This is a genomic window from Asaia sp. Ae19-3 (assembly GCF_059801175.1).
Genome location: NZ_JBCHWF010000002.1, coordinates 83,924 through 99,756 on the forward strand (window position 1 = coordinate 83,924; position 15,833 = coordinate 99,756).

Sequence of the window (15,833 nt, forward strand, 5' to 3'; positions counted from 1 at the left end):
CACATGGACAACACCGCACTCGACACCCTGCGCGCGCGCATCCGACGGATCGAGCGACGCGACCATACAGACCACGCCAATCTCCGCCTGAAGACAGGCTGTGACCCGATCGATCACCATCTCAATGGCGGTCTGGCGGCAGGCGCGCTGCATGAATTTCTGATTGCTTCTTCGCTCGAGCGCGGCAGCACGCTCGCCTTCCTCCTGCCCTGCCTGGCGCGCAGCGACCGTCCGGTTTTCTGGCTTTCGACACGCCCGTCCCAGCTTTTTGGGGCAGGGCTGGATACACGCGGCATCGCACGGCAACACCTCTTCTGCCTTGAACTCGTGGCGGATCGGCTTCTGCCGGTCGCCGAGGATATCCTGCGTCACGCAGAGCCCATGATCCTGGTTGTCGAGACCGATCGTGCGCTTACCCTAACAGAGGCGCGCCGGCTCAACCTGGCCGCTGAAGCGACAGGGGCTACCGGACTCATCCTGCGCCAGAGCAAGACAGAAGCAATAGCTGCTCACGAAGCCTGTGCCTGCGCCACCAGATGGCAGATCACCGCCCAGATGTCGCGCCCGCTGCCTCTGCCCGGTCTCGCGCTCCCTCTCCCCGGCCCGCGCCGTCTTTCGGCCGACCTCCTGAAACTGCGTGCGGGCTTGCCCAAACGCTGGATCCTCGATTGTCACGACCATGAGCCGCTTCCTCGCTCTCTGGATGCCCTTCTTCTCGACCGAGCAGCTGCGCCGCGAGAGCAGCGCGCTTTATCCGGCCTCGCGCAAGCTGGTGCTGCACGCCACTGAGGGTAACAGGCGTGTTGTGACGGCAGTTGATGCATCCGCCTGCCGCGCAGGGATCGGGACCGGCATGACGCTCGCCCATGCAAGGGCGCTCGATCCGGACCTGCTCGTTATCGAGCATGACCGGGAAAAGGACCGCGAGGCGCTCGCCTGCCTGACTGCCTGGGGCCTATGGATGTCACCGCTTGTGGCCGCCGACGCACCGGATGGGCTTTTTGCCGATCTGTCAGGCTGCACCCATCTGTTTGGGGGTGAAACTGCCTTTCTCGAGCGGCTTTGCGCCGATTTGCGCAATTTTGGACACAACGCGTTTGCCTGCATCAGCGATAGCTCAGCCGCCTCTCGCGCAATTGCCCGTTCGGGACAGACGGCAATTATTGCCCCCGGTGCTCATAAGGCAGCCCTGCGCGCCCTGCCCTGCACATCCCTGCCGATCGACGAGGCTCTGGCATTGCGCCTCAGACGCCTCGGTCTGGAGACAATCGGGGCCTGTTTCGATCTGCCACGCGCCCCCCTGGCCAAGCGCTTCGGGAGCGCCTTTCTCGATTGCCTCGATCAAGCTGCCGGCCTGCGTCCCATGCCCCTGTCATTCGTGCAGGAACGTATCGGTGTGCAATGCGCCCGCTCCCTGTTCGAGCCGATCGGCACGGCAGAAGCGATTGCGACCGTAATCGAAGCCCTCGTGCCCGGGATCTGTGCGCAACTCCTTGAGCGCGGGGAAGGCGCAAGGCTCGTCGATTTCCTCTGTACGCGTGTCGATAACACGATCCAGGCGGTGCGTGTGGGCACGTCCGACGCCACCTGCGATCCCACCCGTCTGATCCGCCTTCTCTGCGACCAGATCCCGCAGATCGAGCCGGGATTTGGCATCGAGGCGGTGCAGCTCGTCATCGTGCAATCTGCGCCGATCCGACAGCACGAGACCGCCCTGCCCGGCTATGGCGAAACGCACAGCACCTGGCCGGCAACGCTGCTCGATCGTCTGGCCAATGCGCCGGGGCTGATCTCCCTCGCACGGTTGCATCGGATCGATGCCGCCTGGCCAGAAGAGGCACGCCATCTTAGCCTGCATGGACCGGTCGAACGGGAGTGCCACCCGGAGACTGCTCCCCGCCCGGTCGTCCTGCTCGATCGCGCCATCCCGATCGAGGTAACAGCCCTTCTCCCTGATGGAGCGCCACGTCAGTTCCGGCTCGGCCGTATGCTGCATCGTATCGTCTGTGCCGAGGGGCCGGAGCGGATTGCCGGCGCCTGGTGGCAGGATCCGGCTGCGTTCGGGATTGTGCGCGATTACTGGACGATCGAGACGGAGAAAGGACAGCGCCTGTGGCTCTATCGTCTGGGAGATGGTGTCCATGACTGGACCGGTTCGGGCCAGTGGCATCTGCAGGGACTGTTCTGATGACCCAGCCCACCGATCCCCTGCTGAACGCCCGCCCCGAGGAGCTGGCCGACGCCCTGCAGCATGGGCTGCGCTATGACGGCAGGCGACGTGTCCATGACGCCGATGAATTCATGGCCCGTCTGGTCGCCGAGCGCCTGGTCGCGCATCTGCTGCGCTGCGGCTTCGTGCTCATGCGTCGCCCCGCGCCGGGTGCGCCCGATAGCAGCCGGCACCCTCATCCGCATCGACGGATCGAGGACAAGGACCGGTCATGACCCAAACCCCGATCATCGAGCTGGGGACGCTCTCGGCCTTCTCCTTCCTGCAGGGCGCAAGCCTGCCCGAGGAACTGATTGGCCAGGCCGCGCATCTCGGCTTCGAGACGATCGGTCTTGCCGACTGGCACGGCATATCGGGTGTGGTTCGTGCGCATCGAGCAGCGAAAGAAGTCGGAATCCGGCTGATACCGGGAACACGCCTTACCCTGTCGGATGGCAGCGTCCTGCTTGCCTATCCGATCGACCGCACCGGCTGGGGCTGGCTGTGCAAGCTGCTCACACTCGGCCATCACCGGGGAGAACGCGGGGTCTTCGCGCTCGACTGGTCGGATCTGAAACAGGCGGCCGATCACCTGGTCCTGATCCTGCAGCCCGGGATCGCGATCGAGACGACGCGCCTGCAGATCGAAGCACTCTGCGCCATCTCGCCCGATCGCAACAGGCGCTATCTCGGTCTCGTCTATCGGCGCGAGCCCTATGCCTGGCGCTGGCTGCATGGCTTACAGGCCTTGGGGGTGCAAACGGGGATCGCGACCGTCATGACCGGCGATGTCCGGCTGCACGATCCGAAGCGTCATCTCCTGCTCGATGTGCTGACTGCCATTCACACGAACACCACCCTCGATGCGCTTGGCCCTGAGCGCATGGCCTGTCCGGATCTCGTCCTGCGCGGCCCTGACGAACAACGCTCTCTGTTCGCTGCCTTCCCCGAGGCCCTGACAAACCAGAGCCGCATCGCCGATCTGTGCCGCTTCTCGCTGGACGATCTGCGCTACCAGTATCCGAGTGAGGCGACGATCGAGGGGGAAAGCCCTCAGGAGACCCTCGCGCGTCTGGTGCAAGGCGCCCTGCCCCGACGCTATCCGGCCGGCACACCGGAGACGGTCCGTGAGCAGATCAGACATGAGCTGACCCTGATCGAGCGGCTCGGCTATGCGCCCTATTTCCTGACGGTGAACACGATCGTCCAGCACGCCCGCTCGCTGGGCATTGCCTGTCAGGGCCGTGGCTCGGCCGCCAATTCGGCGATCTGCTATGTGCTGCGGATCACCAGCATCGATCCCGTCCGCTCAGGCCTGCTTTTCGAACGGTTCGTCTCCGAGGATCGCAAGGAACCGCCCGATATCGATGTCGATTTCGAGAGCGATCGCCGCGAAGAGATCATCCAGTGGATCTACAGCCATTACGGCCGTCATCGGGCGGCTCTTTGCGCAACGGTCCAGCGCTTTCAGCCCAAGGGCGCCCTGCGTGAAGTCGGCAAGGTGCTCGGCCTGCCCGATGACGTGACCGGACAGCTTTCGCGCCATATCGCGTCCTGTCTGGATGACCCGCAGATCTGCCGCGAGCGTCTGATAGAAGCCGGCCTCAATCCGAAGGACCGGCGTCTCGCGCTCACGCTGCACATGGCGCGCCAGCTTCTCGGCTTTCCGCGTCAGCTGGGCACCCATCCCGGCGGTTTCGTCCTCACCCAGGATCGCCTGGACGAGCTCGTGCCCTTGCAGCCGGCCGCGATGGAAGGACGGCAGATCATCACCTGGGACAAGGATGATATCGACGCGCTGTGCTTCATGAAGGTCGATGTGCTGGGCCTGGGCATGCTGGGCTGTCTGCAACGCGGCTTCGAGCTCATGGGCGAGCATTATCGCCTGAGCATGGATCTGGCCTCGGTACCGGCCGAGGATCCCGAGACTTACAGGATGATCCAGCGCGCCGACACGCTTGGCACATTCCAGATCGAGAGCCGCGCCCAGATGGCCATGCTACCACGCATGAAGCCGACAACCTTCTATGATCTGGTCATACAGGTCGCGATCGTGCGCCCCGGCCCCATCCAGGGGGATATGGTTCATCCCTATCTGCGCCGACGCGCAAAGATCGAGCCCGTGACCTACCCGACAGCCACACTCGAGAACATTCTCGGCAAAACCCTTGGCGTGCCGCTCTTTCAGGAGCAGGCGATGCAGGTGGCCATCCATTGCGCAGGCTTCACGCCGGGCGAGGCCGACCAGCTCAGACGCGCCATGGCAACGTTCAAGATGACAGGCGGTGTTTCTCCCTTTCGCGACAAGCTCATCGCCGGCATGCAGCGCGAAGGCTATACGGCCGCGTTCGCAGAAGAGACCTTCTCCCGCCTGGAAGGTTTTGGGTCCTATGGCTTTCCAGAAAGCCATGCGGCGAGCTTTGCGCTCATCGCCTATGCCTCGTCCTGGATGAAATGCCACTACCCGGACGTGTTCGGCGCTGCCCTGCTCAATTCCCAGCCCATGGGCTTTTATGCGCCAGCCCAGATCGTTCAGGACGCACGAGCCCATGGCGTCGAGATCCGCCCTATTTGCGTCAATGCGTCGCGCTGGGACTGCACACTTGAAAGATCGGCAAAACCCGCCTCCAACAAAAGCAGGGGATTTGCATTGCGCCTCGGGCTGCGCCTGGTGCGGGGTCTGGCAAACAAGGATGCGGCTGCGCTGATCGCGGCACGCATGCCGCTTTACGAGAGCATCGACGATGTGTGGCGTCGCGGCGATATCCCGCTGCAGGCACTCGAGGCGTTGAGCAATGCCAATGCCTTCGCGTCATTCGGTCTCGATCGCCGCGCCGCACTCTGGGCGGTCAAAGGTCTCGATACGGCACCGCTCCCGCTTTTTGCGGCGGCCGATCGAGGACGCAATTTCATCGAGCCAGAGGTGATCGAGCCCGATGTGACCCTTCCTGCCCTGCCGGCGCGTGACGCGGTGCATGAGGATTACCGCATGACGGGTCTGAGCCTCGAGGCGCATCCGGTCTCGTTCCTGCGTCCGCATTTCGACCGCGAGGGCATGAAGCGCTGCGGAGATCTGGCTGGTTTGCGGGATGGGGCGCGGATCTCGATTGCGGGGCTCGTGCTGATGCGACAGCGCCCCGGCACGGCACATGGCACCATGTTCATCACGCTCGAGGATGAGACGGGGATCGCCAATCTGATCGTCTGGAAGTCCGTTCGTGAGACCTGGCGGCGGCCGTTGATCTCGGCCCATCTCATGGTGTGCCATGGCACGCTGCAGAAGGAGGGCGAGGTCATTCACGTCATCATGCGCGAGCCTGAAGACAGGACGGATCTCCTGAAAGGGTCCGAGCCCGTCAAAGCTCGTAATTTTCGATAGGAGAGAGGAATCATGGCAAAAAAGAACCGCGAGCCCGCCTATGAGAGCGGCCCCCAGACGAAGATTATCCTGCAGCCCTATCTGTGGCGCACTTCCAAAGAGGGCGCGGTCACGCTTGAAGCTGCTCCTGCGACCGCCTGTCGCGACCCGGCGCATGGGCTTCAGCTCCTCGACCGCATCGGCGCAGGCAGTACGATGTTCGCCGGCGCGCATCTCGTATGCGTTACGGCCGACCCCGAGGCGGGCGATTACAGCGAGCCGGAGTTCCTTGGGGAAATTGGCGACGTGCCGGAAATAGCCGCATGATCCCCAACTAACGCTTTTGGGGTCTCGCAGCGGCGCCCCAGAGGCCACCTCTTACCTTCGCACCCGCTACCTGTGCTTAGAGCGGCTAACAATCACTCAGGTCTGGGGTCTAGAGCTGCCGGCGCGGTAATATTAAGATCGGCGACCAAACGACCATCAGTGTCAAAGAGTTTGGCTTTGGTAGTGCCGGTCTTATGAACGGGTATTACCGAACACGTTTCGAATGATTGTAATCGAAGGCAATAAGACACTGACACGCCCCGAGAATCTCTTTCTGCCCACCACGACTGGCTATAGCCGCCGTTTAGAGCTGGATTCCCTTGGGATGACGTCCCCGTTGTTGCGACAACGGGGCCTCCGTTCACAATGCCAACCCCCATTGCCGAAGCTCCGATCATAGGAAAGGACGCATCGATCTCTATTTGTTGCTGACTACTCGTCGCGATAATAAATCTCTTCTCGCCGAATGATGTCGTCAATGTGGCCGAGTAATCCTTTCTAGGTGCGGCGTGTGCCGTTGTCCCCAGAAAGGCACCGATAATGAACGCGATATTCAGGCAACGCATTGCTATTCCAATCCGATTAATTATGGGGTTCGCAAATTGCGAACCCCACTTCCCTCTAGAGTATCAATCTTCCCCAATTGCCAATGCGATCGAGGGGTCTCACTCAAAGAGATTGGCGAACGATACAGTAAGGCGCTGTGTCAGAACCGGCATCGCTTCTTCGAGCTTGAGATTGACCTTGTCCGCGTAAGCCACGTCACGAAGCGTATATTTCTTGAAATCAGAGCTTTCGTCGATGTCCTGGACACGCACATTCGCGTTGCTGTCACCCGACGATGCTGCGCCATAGGTCTGCGCAGTGGAATCCGTTACACCGCCCGACAGGCGCGAGCTTCCCGAGCCGTGATGCGTATGCGTGTGCTGACGCACCTTGCCCCCGTTCACCGGGCGTTCCGAAAGCTGGATGTCGACCGTGATCGCATAGGTCACGTCCTGATAGGCGTAGTTCACAAGCGCTGATGCTGCGGCAAGGCCAAGCCCTACACCCAGCCCTGCGCCGGCATTGCCGGTGAGACCGCCGACCAGACCGCCCGAGGCCGCACCGATCGCGAGCGACTGCAGAGGCTGACCGTAATTCGACGAAAGCAGCGCCGAGGACTGTTCCTTGGTCAGCTTTCCGGCCTGAAGAACATTGGCCTGCAGAAGGTAATGAGCACCCATGGCATCGGGCATGATCGTGTAGCCGCGCTGCTGCAGGGCAGAAGCGAGTGCGCTGCGGATATCCAGCTCAGGGTAATCGGACGTGTTGCGGATACCGAGATAGACCGTCTTCTGGTTCTGCGGGACCGGATCGAGGAACACGGTTTCCGACATATGCGTATGCACGTCGAGTTGTCCGTGATTGGAGACGGCATCGAGGCCACTGCACGCTGTCAAAGCCAAGAGGAAGGCAGAGGCACCGATGATGCGCGGAAGGAAGAAGGATTTCATCGTAACTCCTGAAGCAGTGCGAGAATACACCGCAATGTTTTGTAACACGTTTAGCGAAGACGTTACACATGCGGAATGCAGATTTAGTGCGTTCCACTCGTGAAAGATCAGTGACGGTATTGTTTGTGCTCCCTGAGCACGGATCAGATGCAACTCATGGGCAAATCAGGTATTGAGAGCGCATGTCCTTTTTTCCCCCAGACCTCTTTGAAGAACGCGACCGCCTGGCTTCGGCATTTCCTGCCATGTTCGAGGGCTCGAACCCGTGGGCTTTCGGCATCAAGCAGCAGGTCATGGAAAACCTTCCTGAGGGGTGTTCTCCTGAGCGCACATCGGCCGTCCTCAGATGGATTGCGACAAGCGAGCTTTATCACCAGGTCGTCCTTTCCGGGGCCGTGCGCCGCAATAGCGATGGAAGCGAGACCGTTCCCCCCACGGCAGAGGAAATGCAAAACGCGCAGCGCGCCCTGGACGGGATCGAGAAGAAACGGCGTAAAGTCCGTGAAGAGCGGAAGAAAGCCCGTGAGCTGGCGAGTAAACCGCCCGAGCCGGAAGCCCAGCCCGAGATGCCTGCAAAGCGTCCTGTTCTCAAACTCAACCTGCCCGCATGACCCATTGAGTTCATGATCAGCGACGGGTCTGACCCGTTTTCAGAACGGCATTGGCCGTAGCGGCCTTGGTCGCACTGATATCGTTCAGATCGTCAGAAGACGCCTCTGCCGAGATGGCCGTTTTGCCTGTCGAGATGGTCTTTCTGCCATCTGTCGCTTCGCGGGATACGGTATCGAGGCTGATCGTGCCTGATTCCGCAGGAGGAAGCGGCGCCACAGCCCGCTCGTGAATCACCTCGGCACCAGGCGCTGCGATGATGGGAGCATCGGACACGACACCGTTGGCAACTGAAGAATAAGGTGTCGCTGTCTGAGGCAGTAACGTTGTACCCCCTGCAACGACAGCTGCTGGTGTTGCAAGCGCGGTCGGATGCTCGAAAAATTCCTTATTGAGAACGGTATGTCGTTGATGATGGGTGCTCGTAGGGTCTGTGTCGTAGAGATCGACTAATTTATTGTCCGGACCGTAGCAGAACAGGACAGTATGCTGCTGCGGGTGAGTGCCGGCTTCAATCACTGATTGAGGTATTGTGCTTAGGCCGAGGGTGCCCACGCCCAGGAGAACCTCTCCGAATTTGACGGCAGCACGGCCTCCAGCAGTGAGACCTGTGGTGAAAAGCTTGTAGATATCGCAAGGGCGACCATCATTGATGGTGGTCCCGTCTGCGCGTCCCACAGTGCTCACTACGCCGAAACGATCGGTGTTCGCATTGAATTGAGAAAGCAGAACAGGTTCCGGTGCAGGCTGCGAGCTGCCACAGGCTGTGAGCGTGAGAGTAGACGCAAGAAGCGTAAAAAGAGCAGCGCGATGAGACATGAGGCGTTCCTCGCCAAAAGCGTTAATCTTTCAGAAAACCTTTTCGGCCAGCGTGTCCTTGCGGTCGCCGCGTCTCCCGGATATCTGATATGACTTTCTATAACTCATATCAGTTATACTCGTCAATAAGTGATATGAGAAATATCTTGGTCCGCTCTCCGAGATGCTCTAAGCTTGTCAAATGGGACGACCACCGCTCTGGGCTGAAAACATGCAAGCCCGCTTTCCGAATGGCACCTTCTCGCGCATCGCAAGGGTGTTGCGAGAAAGGGAAGACCGCACCGATTTCGTGCGCGAAGCGATCGAGAAGGAACTGCTACGCCGGGAAGCACTCGGCGACGCGACGTCCCCGGAAGAGCCTTCAGACATTTCATCTGATTGACGTTGAGCGTTTCGGCAAACTGGGTCATCGGCCGATCCGCTGCCCGAATGCGATGCTGGCATCGAGACGAGCCACTGGGGCCTGATAAGTCAGTGCTTCTTCGCGGTTTCGAACATCGCGCAGCGCATAAAGGCTCCGATCCAGGAAGAGCGCATTCTGCGCACCCCGCTCTACCAGCGCTCTGAAATACGCATCACGCGCATAGATGACCGCCTGCCTCTCAAGGCGCGACGCCATGACGATCACAGCAACCGCCGCCTGCAACCGCCCGAGCACCGTGCAGCCTTGTGCCCAGGCATGGTAGGACACGCCGATCTGTCCCGAGAGATACTCGGCCGCCTCGATCAGCTGCTCGGCCGTCGGTCTTGCACTTGGGCATATCTCGCGTAGAGCAGAGCAGATCCCCAGATAAAACTGAGCGGTGCCCTTAAATCCTCGTAGAGCGCTTTCGCGTTCGAGGCGATCACTTCCGATATGATCCTCTGACGGCTCACACCGCATTGTTTCAATGCGATTGCGGCTGCAAGCCGCTACGGAGACTACTTTTTTAAGAGATAGATTGTTTTTTGTATCTGTATAGTGGGTCTCATTTTGCGTACCCATGGGTGTCATATTTGATGTTACGGACACGCCGGATGCTGCGTTATCCACAGGCTCGGAGTGCCTGTGCTGGATGTCTTGGAGCGCATGAAGCAATTGGGCCATCTCGCTGTGTAGCGCGTGGAGTTTTGCCGGTTCGCCCGTCATCAGCCGGACACGCATCAAACGACGGGCATTAGCCATGATCTGGGGCTGATCAAGAGCATCGGCCAAAAGACGCACCTGCTCATTGAGCGACGCAATTTCCTGTCGCAGAAAGCTGAGTTCTTCTCGCCTGCGCGTCTCTGCACGACTGAGAGCGACAAGCTCTGCCCAGCGATATCGGAGTGAGGCGAGGCTAAACCCGGTACGCATGGATTCAGTGCCTTGCCACCTCTTGCCACGCTGTCCGTTGCGCCCGTCCTGGGCCACGAGAAACCGTGCCTCGGCCAGCTCACGGATATGACGCCGCAATGTCGCAAGCGATACGCCGGTCCAGGACAGGAGCGTCTCGTTATGGGCATACACAAAAGGCGTTTCCATCGCCGTCCAGTCTTCCGCCCTGGTGTGCTCGATCATGACGATCAGCGTGCTTGCTGCTGCAGCCGACACAGGCAGCGCGCCCCGCAGGGATTTCAGGAGCCCGAGCATCTCACGTCGAGCCGGGTAATCTGCCGGTGCTGTCGTCAACTCTTCCTGCGCTTCAAGCATGGCGGCGCTAAGCCGCCGTCTGCCGGCACGATACGGCACGGCATGCCCTGCCCCGTCCTGCGTTGAGTCCTTCATGGTCTGTCCAGTCGATAGATGGTTTGAGAAAACCACCTCCAGGCCAGGCACTGAGACAAACCTCTCCCGTTCGCAATTTAGTGCTTGCGTTTCGATCGGGGATATCGCTAGATGGGGGCCAGTTTCGATGCCGCCCACCAACTAACAAGTCTGTATCTTCCAGAGCCCTGGCTCTTCCGATCGCCAAATCGGAGGAGGCGGGGTTTTTGGCATTCGGGGGTTAAGTCATCGGTGATCCTCGAATTCGACTCGCAACACGAGTCCCTCTGACGCGCATGCGATAACGGCGGATCGTGCGGCAGATCGCGCGCCCGAACAAGCCAGAAACGTCGCCGGAACAAAACTTTCCGTTTGATCTTGGGAACTTACACGGCATTCCGGGAGCAGGGGCGGGTTGCAAGACAGGTATACCCTTACATTCCGAGCGCGCGGCGATAGATGTCGAGCAGAGTTTCCTGCTCTTCGATCTCACTAGGCTCTTTCTTGCGCAGCCTGATAATGTCTTTGATCGTCTTCACATCGAAGCCTGCTGACTTCGCCTCACCAAAGATATCCTTGATATCTCCTGCCAGAGCCTTGCGCTCCTCCTCGAGCCGTTCGACACGCTCGATAACACTGCGGAGACGATCAACGGCAATACCGCCCACATTGGAATCAGGGTCGGTCGCCTGACGCGCTCGGCTGGCGACCGTTTGGTTGATATCGAATGACATATCCATGAATTATTTTTCCCGTTCCGTTCGGATATGCAGGTCGATGCTGCCTGGCCCGAAGTCTTCCCGCATCGGTCAAGGTTACAGCGTGTCTGCAGGCGGCAAGCCGGTCGCATAAGTGCGCTGTTCAAATGTCTCGTAGAGGCGCCGGAAGGTTATCGATGCCAGCGCCTCATGGACGGCACGGCAGCAGTCGTCCGATCTCCAGCCACTCAGCGGATCGAAGATGCAGCCTGAATTTCCCTGGTTCTCTGACGAATTCCACCGGACTGGCCCCCGTCGTGTCACCCCATTCCCGTCTGCCGGGTTTGGCGTCTCTTTACTCACTGGTCGAAGCCTCCTGGCTGAATCTGGACGCGTCGAGGTGAAGGGCGCCCATGAAGCGCGCGAGCATAGGCGCGGGCATTAGACGAGCTGGTGCCCACATGAAAGAGCCCGCACTGGTCGCAAGCATAAGCACCGATTGCGCCCTTGCCCCGCTTTCGCATCGAATGCGCGGCGTCATGGGCGCGCGTAAGGGAAACAAACCTGATCTTGTTCTGGCATCCGCATGAATCTTGAGACATCTGTTCCTCCAGCAAGGCTAGACGACATGGCGCTCGGCTGCGCGTCCTTTGCATCGGTCCTGGAAAGGTTGCCTGTTGTGCAAATTCGACGTAGCCCCCCGGTTATGTCGGTTATAGGCTGATCACCGGCCAATGTCGGGCATCCGTCTTGCGCCAGGCTCTTCCAGCCCCGGGCGGATGTCTTCGTTCTTCGACATGATGTTCTGATAGGACGTCGTCTGGCCTGCAGTCATGGCGATGATCGTCAGCATCATGGTCTTCCCCTGAGGTTTATGGCTGTGCAGTGTTGAGACGCGTTATTGGGTACGTTCGGCGAGAATTGTGACGCCGACCACCGGCCCCGCGGGCTCGCCATTCGACCTGACGTTTCCGGTCCGCTCTTGCACAGGAGCCACACAGTGAAGTCCTGCAACCGTAACGGAAGGCTGAAAGGATAGGTCTTTAAAGCGCGGCTCCTCGAGAGAAAGATTACCTAATTTCTCCCCGTCTATTGCGAGATCGTCGGCCAGATGAACATCACCGGCGACGACGATATTGCCATCCTTGTCCGGCAGTGCGTGGAATGTCCCGGATACGCCAGTGAAAGCAGATCCCGGCTTGACGGAGGTGTTTGAGCGTTTTCTTTCGTAGTTCGAGAGGGTCACTGCTGCCACATAAGCGGTCTCGCGCCCATTTTTGACGGAAATGTCTGAGCCATCCGCCGGCAGATACCCGTCAAATGCGACGATATCCGTCGTCGGCAACTGAACAGGCGCATTCTTCGGGCCGCCACTGCGGAGCGAGACCATTTTCTCGACCCGCACCGTCAGATGGATCCATGCGGGCCCTGTGGTTTTCGGCGCCACTTTTTCGCAGGGCGCGGGCTTAAACTTCGCCGCCGCGTGCGTGGGCGTTACTATTGCGGCGCTTACAGCCAGCACAAAGGCACCGATCATGAGTTGATTAAAGCCGGATATGTCATGTGTCATCGTTCGTATCCTCATTTTCCCAGCGCCTTCTCTGGCAAGGTGAGTGTACGTGCTGTCGATGTGAGTGCGTGACGTGCCGTTGAAAAAGCAGTCGCATCGCAGCCCGAAATTAGCGCAACGCCACCTGCTATTCCGACGACCAGCACGAGAAGGCGCAGCGTCAACACAGCGTGTCTCCCGGCCAGACGGGCGACACGCTGCGCTGGAAGCAGAGCCCCTTTTCCAGCCAGTGCCGTCACCAGGCCAATGCCGATCCAAAATGGCGGCGACCAGTGGAACTGGGGCGCGGGCCAATGACCGAGCAGATATGAGAGACATCCCGTGCGCAGAGGGATTGGCTGGTGCTGGCGCATCCATAAGAACAGCGGCTGAATCTGATCCGCGGTCAGAAAACCGTCTGCAAAGGCGCAGATCAGAGCAACGCACAATCCGCTCCCAGCGAGAATCGCTGTAGGGGCCCTGTGAACAAGGTTGCTCGCTAACCGTTGTTTGTGTTTCGACGCGCGTGTCTGCGCATCACGAGCCAATTCGCCCCCCCCAAGATGCAGACGACATTTTACATCAAACCGCCAGGAAACGGCGCTGCCAGCGGCGAAGGACCGATAGCTTGGTGGCGTTACCACCGCAGGGCCTTGAGGCGCTTGATCAACCAATTTGCCAGAAAGAGAGGGTCTAGCCATTCGTGACCGCCTCTGAGGCACCAGAACCCATGCGCTGCGTCACCGTGCTGTAATATTGCCCGACGGTCCAGCCGACCATGTTGTTCTTAGCGAGAGAGCTGCTGGAGACAAATTGACTTAACGGGGTCTGAGAGTCCGGCGCCGAGGCAATCTCAGCACCAGCCTTCGTGCCAAACATATAGGCTCCGTACACCTGTGCCCCTGTGGCGGCTGCTCCCGTCGTCGCGCTGATGGAGCTCGCATAGTCGTCGATAATAGCGCTTGCGACTTTTGCCTGCACGGCAGGGTCAGTGCGATCAGCATCCGACAGACCAAGCTTGGAAGCATATTCGTTCCAGGTACCGTCCGTAACCTGCCAGACCCCGCTTGCGCTCGATGACGCGTTGCCAACATTCGAGAAATGGCTCTCGATCTGCCCAAAGGCCGCGAGGGTGTCCGGATTGATGCCCTGGGCCTGAGCTGCAGCGACAGCTGCTGCGCCGTAGCTTTGCGAAAGCATCGTGCTATAGGCGTCTCCCGTGCCCCAGGCGCCGCTGTAGCTGGATGTCGAGGCAGTGCTCGATGCGCTTTGCGCGGAGGCGCTGCCCGGAAAAGAGAAGCTTGGTGTGCCAAGCTCTCCCACTTCCGGCACGATCTGGGGCGGAACGGCCAGGCATACAGACGGCACGAACGCGCCTGTGAGTATCAGGTAGACGTTTCGAAGTACGTTATGCCTGCCGTCCATGGTCGTCACTTTGCAGGATGATCAAAAAGGACCATGCCATTGGCGGCCTCGCCTGCGACAACACAGCGCGTCGTGTTGCCTTTGACCAGCGGCTGATAAGGCACGACATCCGCCTCTGGAATCCAGGCAAAGCTCTTGCCCACACGAAGCACCTGACGCCAGCCATGAGAGACGACAGAGGTGACGGCGATCTGCGGCGCGGCCACTCCGACCCGTTCCGAGTTTCCGTCCGGCTCGGCGAAAAGCGGCTCGAAATCCTTTTTCGGGCTGCGGCACTCTACCGACACCGGCAGGGAGCGCTTGACGTAAGATTCATGTGTAACGGGTGGCGGCGCCCCCCAATTGCGCGCCCCGATTTCTTTCTGACGTTCCTGCGCCATGCGGTCGAGGTGCTCGGGCGTGAAAGTCTGCGCATGAGCGACTGCACCCATCATTGTGGCGAGGGCAGCGCCTGCGAGACCAAGTTGGCGTCGAATCATCACGTCATCTCCATCAATGCTTGATGATCCGATTTTAGCGCTTCGCGATGTGAGTGCGTGACGCACATCAGGATCGCCCCGCAAAAAAGATGGAAAAAGGACGCATCAGGGGATGCGCGGCCAAGGGTCGCCGTGAAGGCTTCGGCTGCCGAGCGGCCTGACATCTGGTAAGGTGGCGTAGTGTTTCGCGCGTATTGCGCTCGATCGCACGCAGCACCGTATAGAGATCGTCGTCGCCCGGGGCGTACTCGGCGAGCGGGAGGGATCCTGCCATATCGTCCCCGTCGAGAGCCTGCGGGGCCGGGATGTGCTGCCAGTTCTCGGTCGCATAGGTGATAGCCTCGAAAAGAGGCTCTGACAGGGACTCAAGAAATTCCGCCTTTGGCGGGATAAAGGAGCTGTAGAGATCTGTGCATTTTTGCTGATCCAGATCGATTGGTCGCCCGCCAATTACCCTGAATGCCGCGCGCCAGGTTGAGAGGGCGTGCTCGGCTGCAAGATAGGGATAGCTGCCAGAAGAAAGCTGCTGATAACGCTCGATGAAGAATATCTCATGCGGCAGGCTGGTTGTGGGGTAGCGTTCGCTTTCCGGGGACGGGAACCAGCGGCTGAGGGAGAACACCTCGTCGGGCCGCAGGAGACTCATCCCTAATGCGCAAGTGCCTGACGTAAAGACCGCACAGAAAACGAGAAGCTCGGGGCGTGGCTTCTCTAGAATGGCTGCCGCTCGATCGCAGATCTCAACCGGAAGAATGGCGCGATCACCGCAATGTCGGAGATCACGCGTGATCGCACCCATATCGACGAGATAGGTATGGGCAGGATCTTCATAGCGCCTCAGCACAATCCCCTGCCGGCTCAGGCGGTAGCGCCACAGCGTGAGCGTGGCATCGACAATATCGGTTTGGGGTGCAAACACTCCTAGCGGGAAAACTTCAGGTTCGCCGTAAGCCTTGAAGCGCCTGCGAACGGCTTTTTCATACCGCTCCCTTGCCGTCGTCTGCCCCACATATGCCGTCCCATCCGGAAAGAGGAAGCATAGCGTGTGTTGGGCGTTGCTGCTGTCACCGGCGTGCCAGGTCAATCGCGCCATCCTATATCCCTCGCCTGCCGTCATGTTTTTGCGCTCCTTGCGCGC

At 59.9% G+C, this 15,833-nt stretch carries 17 protein-coding genes; 7 read left to right on the top strand and 10 right to left on the bottom strand.

All coding sequences use genetic code 11. The annotated features are described in order from the left end of the window. Positions 1–3 precede the first annotated feature (3 nt). From AAID99_RS14705 to AAID99_RS14725, 5 genes are read left to right on the top strand one after another with little or no spacing between them, the layout of a single operon-like run. Entirely contained in the window at positions 4–789 is a 786-nt protein-coding gene (locus tag AAID99_RS14705; RefSeq protein WP_498494438.1) for an ImuA family protein, read from the top strand. Next, positions 680–2,188 carry a Y-family DNA polymerase gene (locus AAID99_RS14710; RefSeq protein ID WP_498494440.1) on the top strand — a complete coding sequence of 503 codons (1,509 nt, stop codon included), beginning with the start codon at positions 680–682 and terminating at the stop codon, positions 2,186–2,188. The genes AAID99_RS14705 and AAID99_RS14710 overlap by 110 nt, the downstream gene beginning before the upstream one ends. After that, positions 2,164–2,445, top strand: coding sequence for a hypothetical protein (locus AAID99_RS14715; protein ID WP_498494442.1), 282 nt, complete (start codon positions 2,164–2,166; stop codon positions 2,443–2,445). Before AAID99_RS14710 ends, AAID99_RS14715 begins: the two co-directional genes overlap by 25 nt. Continuing rightward, on the top strand, positions 2,442–5,588 hold the full coding sequence (locus AAID99_RS14720) for an error-prone DNA polymerase (RefSeq protein ID WP_498494443.1): 3,147 nt from the start codon (positions 2,442–2,444) through the stop codon (positions 5,586–5,588). Before AAID99_RS14715 ends, AAID99_RS14720 begins: the two co-directional genes overlap by 4 nt. 12 nt (positions 5,589–5,600) lie before the next feature. Beyond that, entirely contained in the window at positions 5,601–5,894 is a 294-nt protein-coding gene (locus AAID99_RS14725; protein ID WP_498494444.1) for a hypothetical protein, read from the top strand. A gap of 665 nt (positions 5,895–6,559) precedes the next feature. Here the strand turns inward: AAID99_RS14725 and AAID99_RS14730 are convergent. Beyond that, a complete protein-coding gene (locus tag AAID99_RS14730; RefSeq protein ID WP_498494445.1) occupies positions 6,560–7,390 on the bottom strand; it encodes a complement resistance protein TraT in 831 nt (276 codons plus the stop codon). A gap of 182 nt (positions 7,391–7,572) precedes the next feature. Here AAID99_RS14730 and AAID99_RS14735 point away from each other — a divergent pair, with 182 nt between their 5' ends. Next, on the top strand, positions 7,573–8,001 hold the full coding sequence (locus AAID99_RS14735; protein ID WP_498494446.1) for a ProQ/FINO family protein: 429 nt from the start codon (positions 7,573–7,575) through the stop codon (positions 7,999–8,001). 16 nt (positions 8,002–8,017) lie between these two features. Here AAID99_RS14735 and AAID99_RS14740 read toward each other — a convergent pair whose 3' ends face one another. Further along, entirely contained in the window at positions 8,018–8,818 is an 801-nt protein-coding gene (locus AAID99_RS14740; RefSeq protein WP_498494447.1) for a hypothetical protein, read from the bottom strand. Between the two features lie 181 nt (positions 8,819–8,999). Here AAID99_RS14740 and AAID99_RS14745 point away from each other — a divergent pair, with 181 nt between their 5' ends. Beyond that, a complete protein-coding gene (locus AAID99_RS14745) occupies positions 9,000–9,200 on the top strand; it encodes a YlcI/YnfO family protein (RefSeq protein ID WP_498494449.1) in 201 nt (66 codons plus the stop codon). 24 nt (positions 9,201–9,224) lie between these two features. Here AAID99_RS14745 and repC read toward each other — a convergent pair whose 3' ends face one another. The 8 genes from repC to AAID99_RS14785 form a co-directional block, all read right to left on the bottom strand. Next, on the bottom strand, positions 9,225–10,565 hold the full coding sequence (gene repC / locus AAID99_RS14750) for a replication initiation protein RepC (protein WP_498494450.1): 1,341 nt from the start codon (positions 10,563–10,565) through the stop codon (positions 9,225–9,227). A gap of 413 nt (positions 10,566–10,978) precedes the next feature. Continuing rightward, entirely contained in the window at positions 10,979–11,278 is a 300-nt protein-coding gene (locus tag AAID99_RS14755) for a DUF2312 domain-containing protein (protein WP_498494481.1), read from the bottom strand. Between the two features lie 688 nt (positions 11,279–11,966). Next, the gene (locus AAID99_RS14760) at positions 11,967–12,098 is read right to left on the bottom strand and encodes a hypothetical protein (protein WP_498494451.1); all 132 of its coding nucleotides are present in this window, start codon (positions 12,096–12,098) and stop codon (positions 11,967–11,969) included. Between the two features lie 42 nt (positions 12,099–12,140). Then, a complete protein-coding gene (locus tag AAID99_RS14765) occupies positions 12,141–12,812 on the bottom strand; it encodes a hypothetical protein (protein WP_498494452.1) in 672 nt (223 codons plus the stop codon). An 11-nt stretch (positions 12,813–12,823) separates the two neighbouring features. Next, the gene (locus AAID99_RS14770) at positions 12,824–13,165 is read right to left on the bottom strand and encodes a hypothetical protein (RefSeq protein WP_498494453.1); all 342 of its coding nucleotides are present in this window, start codon (positions 13,163–13,165) and stop codon (positions 12,824–12,826) included. Between the two features lie 319 nt (positions 13,166–13,484). Next, positions 13,485–14,159, bottom strand: a complete 675-nt coding sequence (locus tag AAID99_RS14775) for a transglycosylase SLT domain-containing protein (RefSeq protein ID WP_498494454.1) — start codon at positions 14,157–14,159, stop codon at positions 13,485–13,487. A 62-nt stretch (positions 14,160–14,221) separates the two neighbouring features. Further along, positions 14,222–14,695, bottom strand: a complete 474-nt coding sequence (locus tag AAID99_RS14780; RefSeq protein WP_498494455.1) for a hypothetical protein — start codon at positions 14,693–14,695, stop codon at positions 14,222–14,224. A 67-nt stretch (positions 14,696–14,762) separates the two neighbouring features. Next, positions 14,763–15,788 carry a hypothetical protein gene (locus AAID99_RS14785; RefSeq protein WP_498494456.1) on the bottom strand — a complete coding sequence of 342 codons (1,026 nt, stop codon included), beginning with the start codon at positions 15,786–15,788 and terminating at the stop codon, positions 14,763–14,765. Between the last annotated feature and the right edge of the window lie 45 nt (positions 15,789–15,833).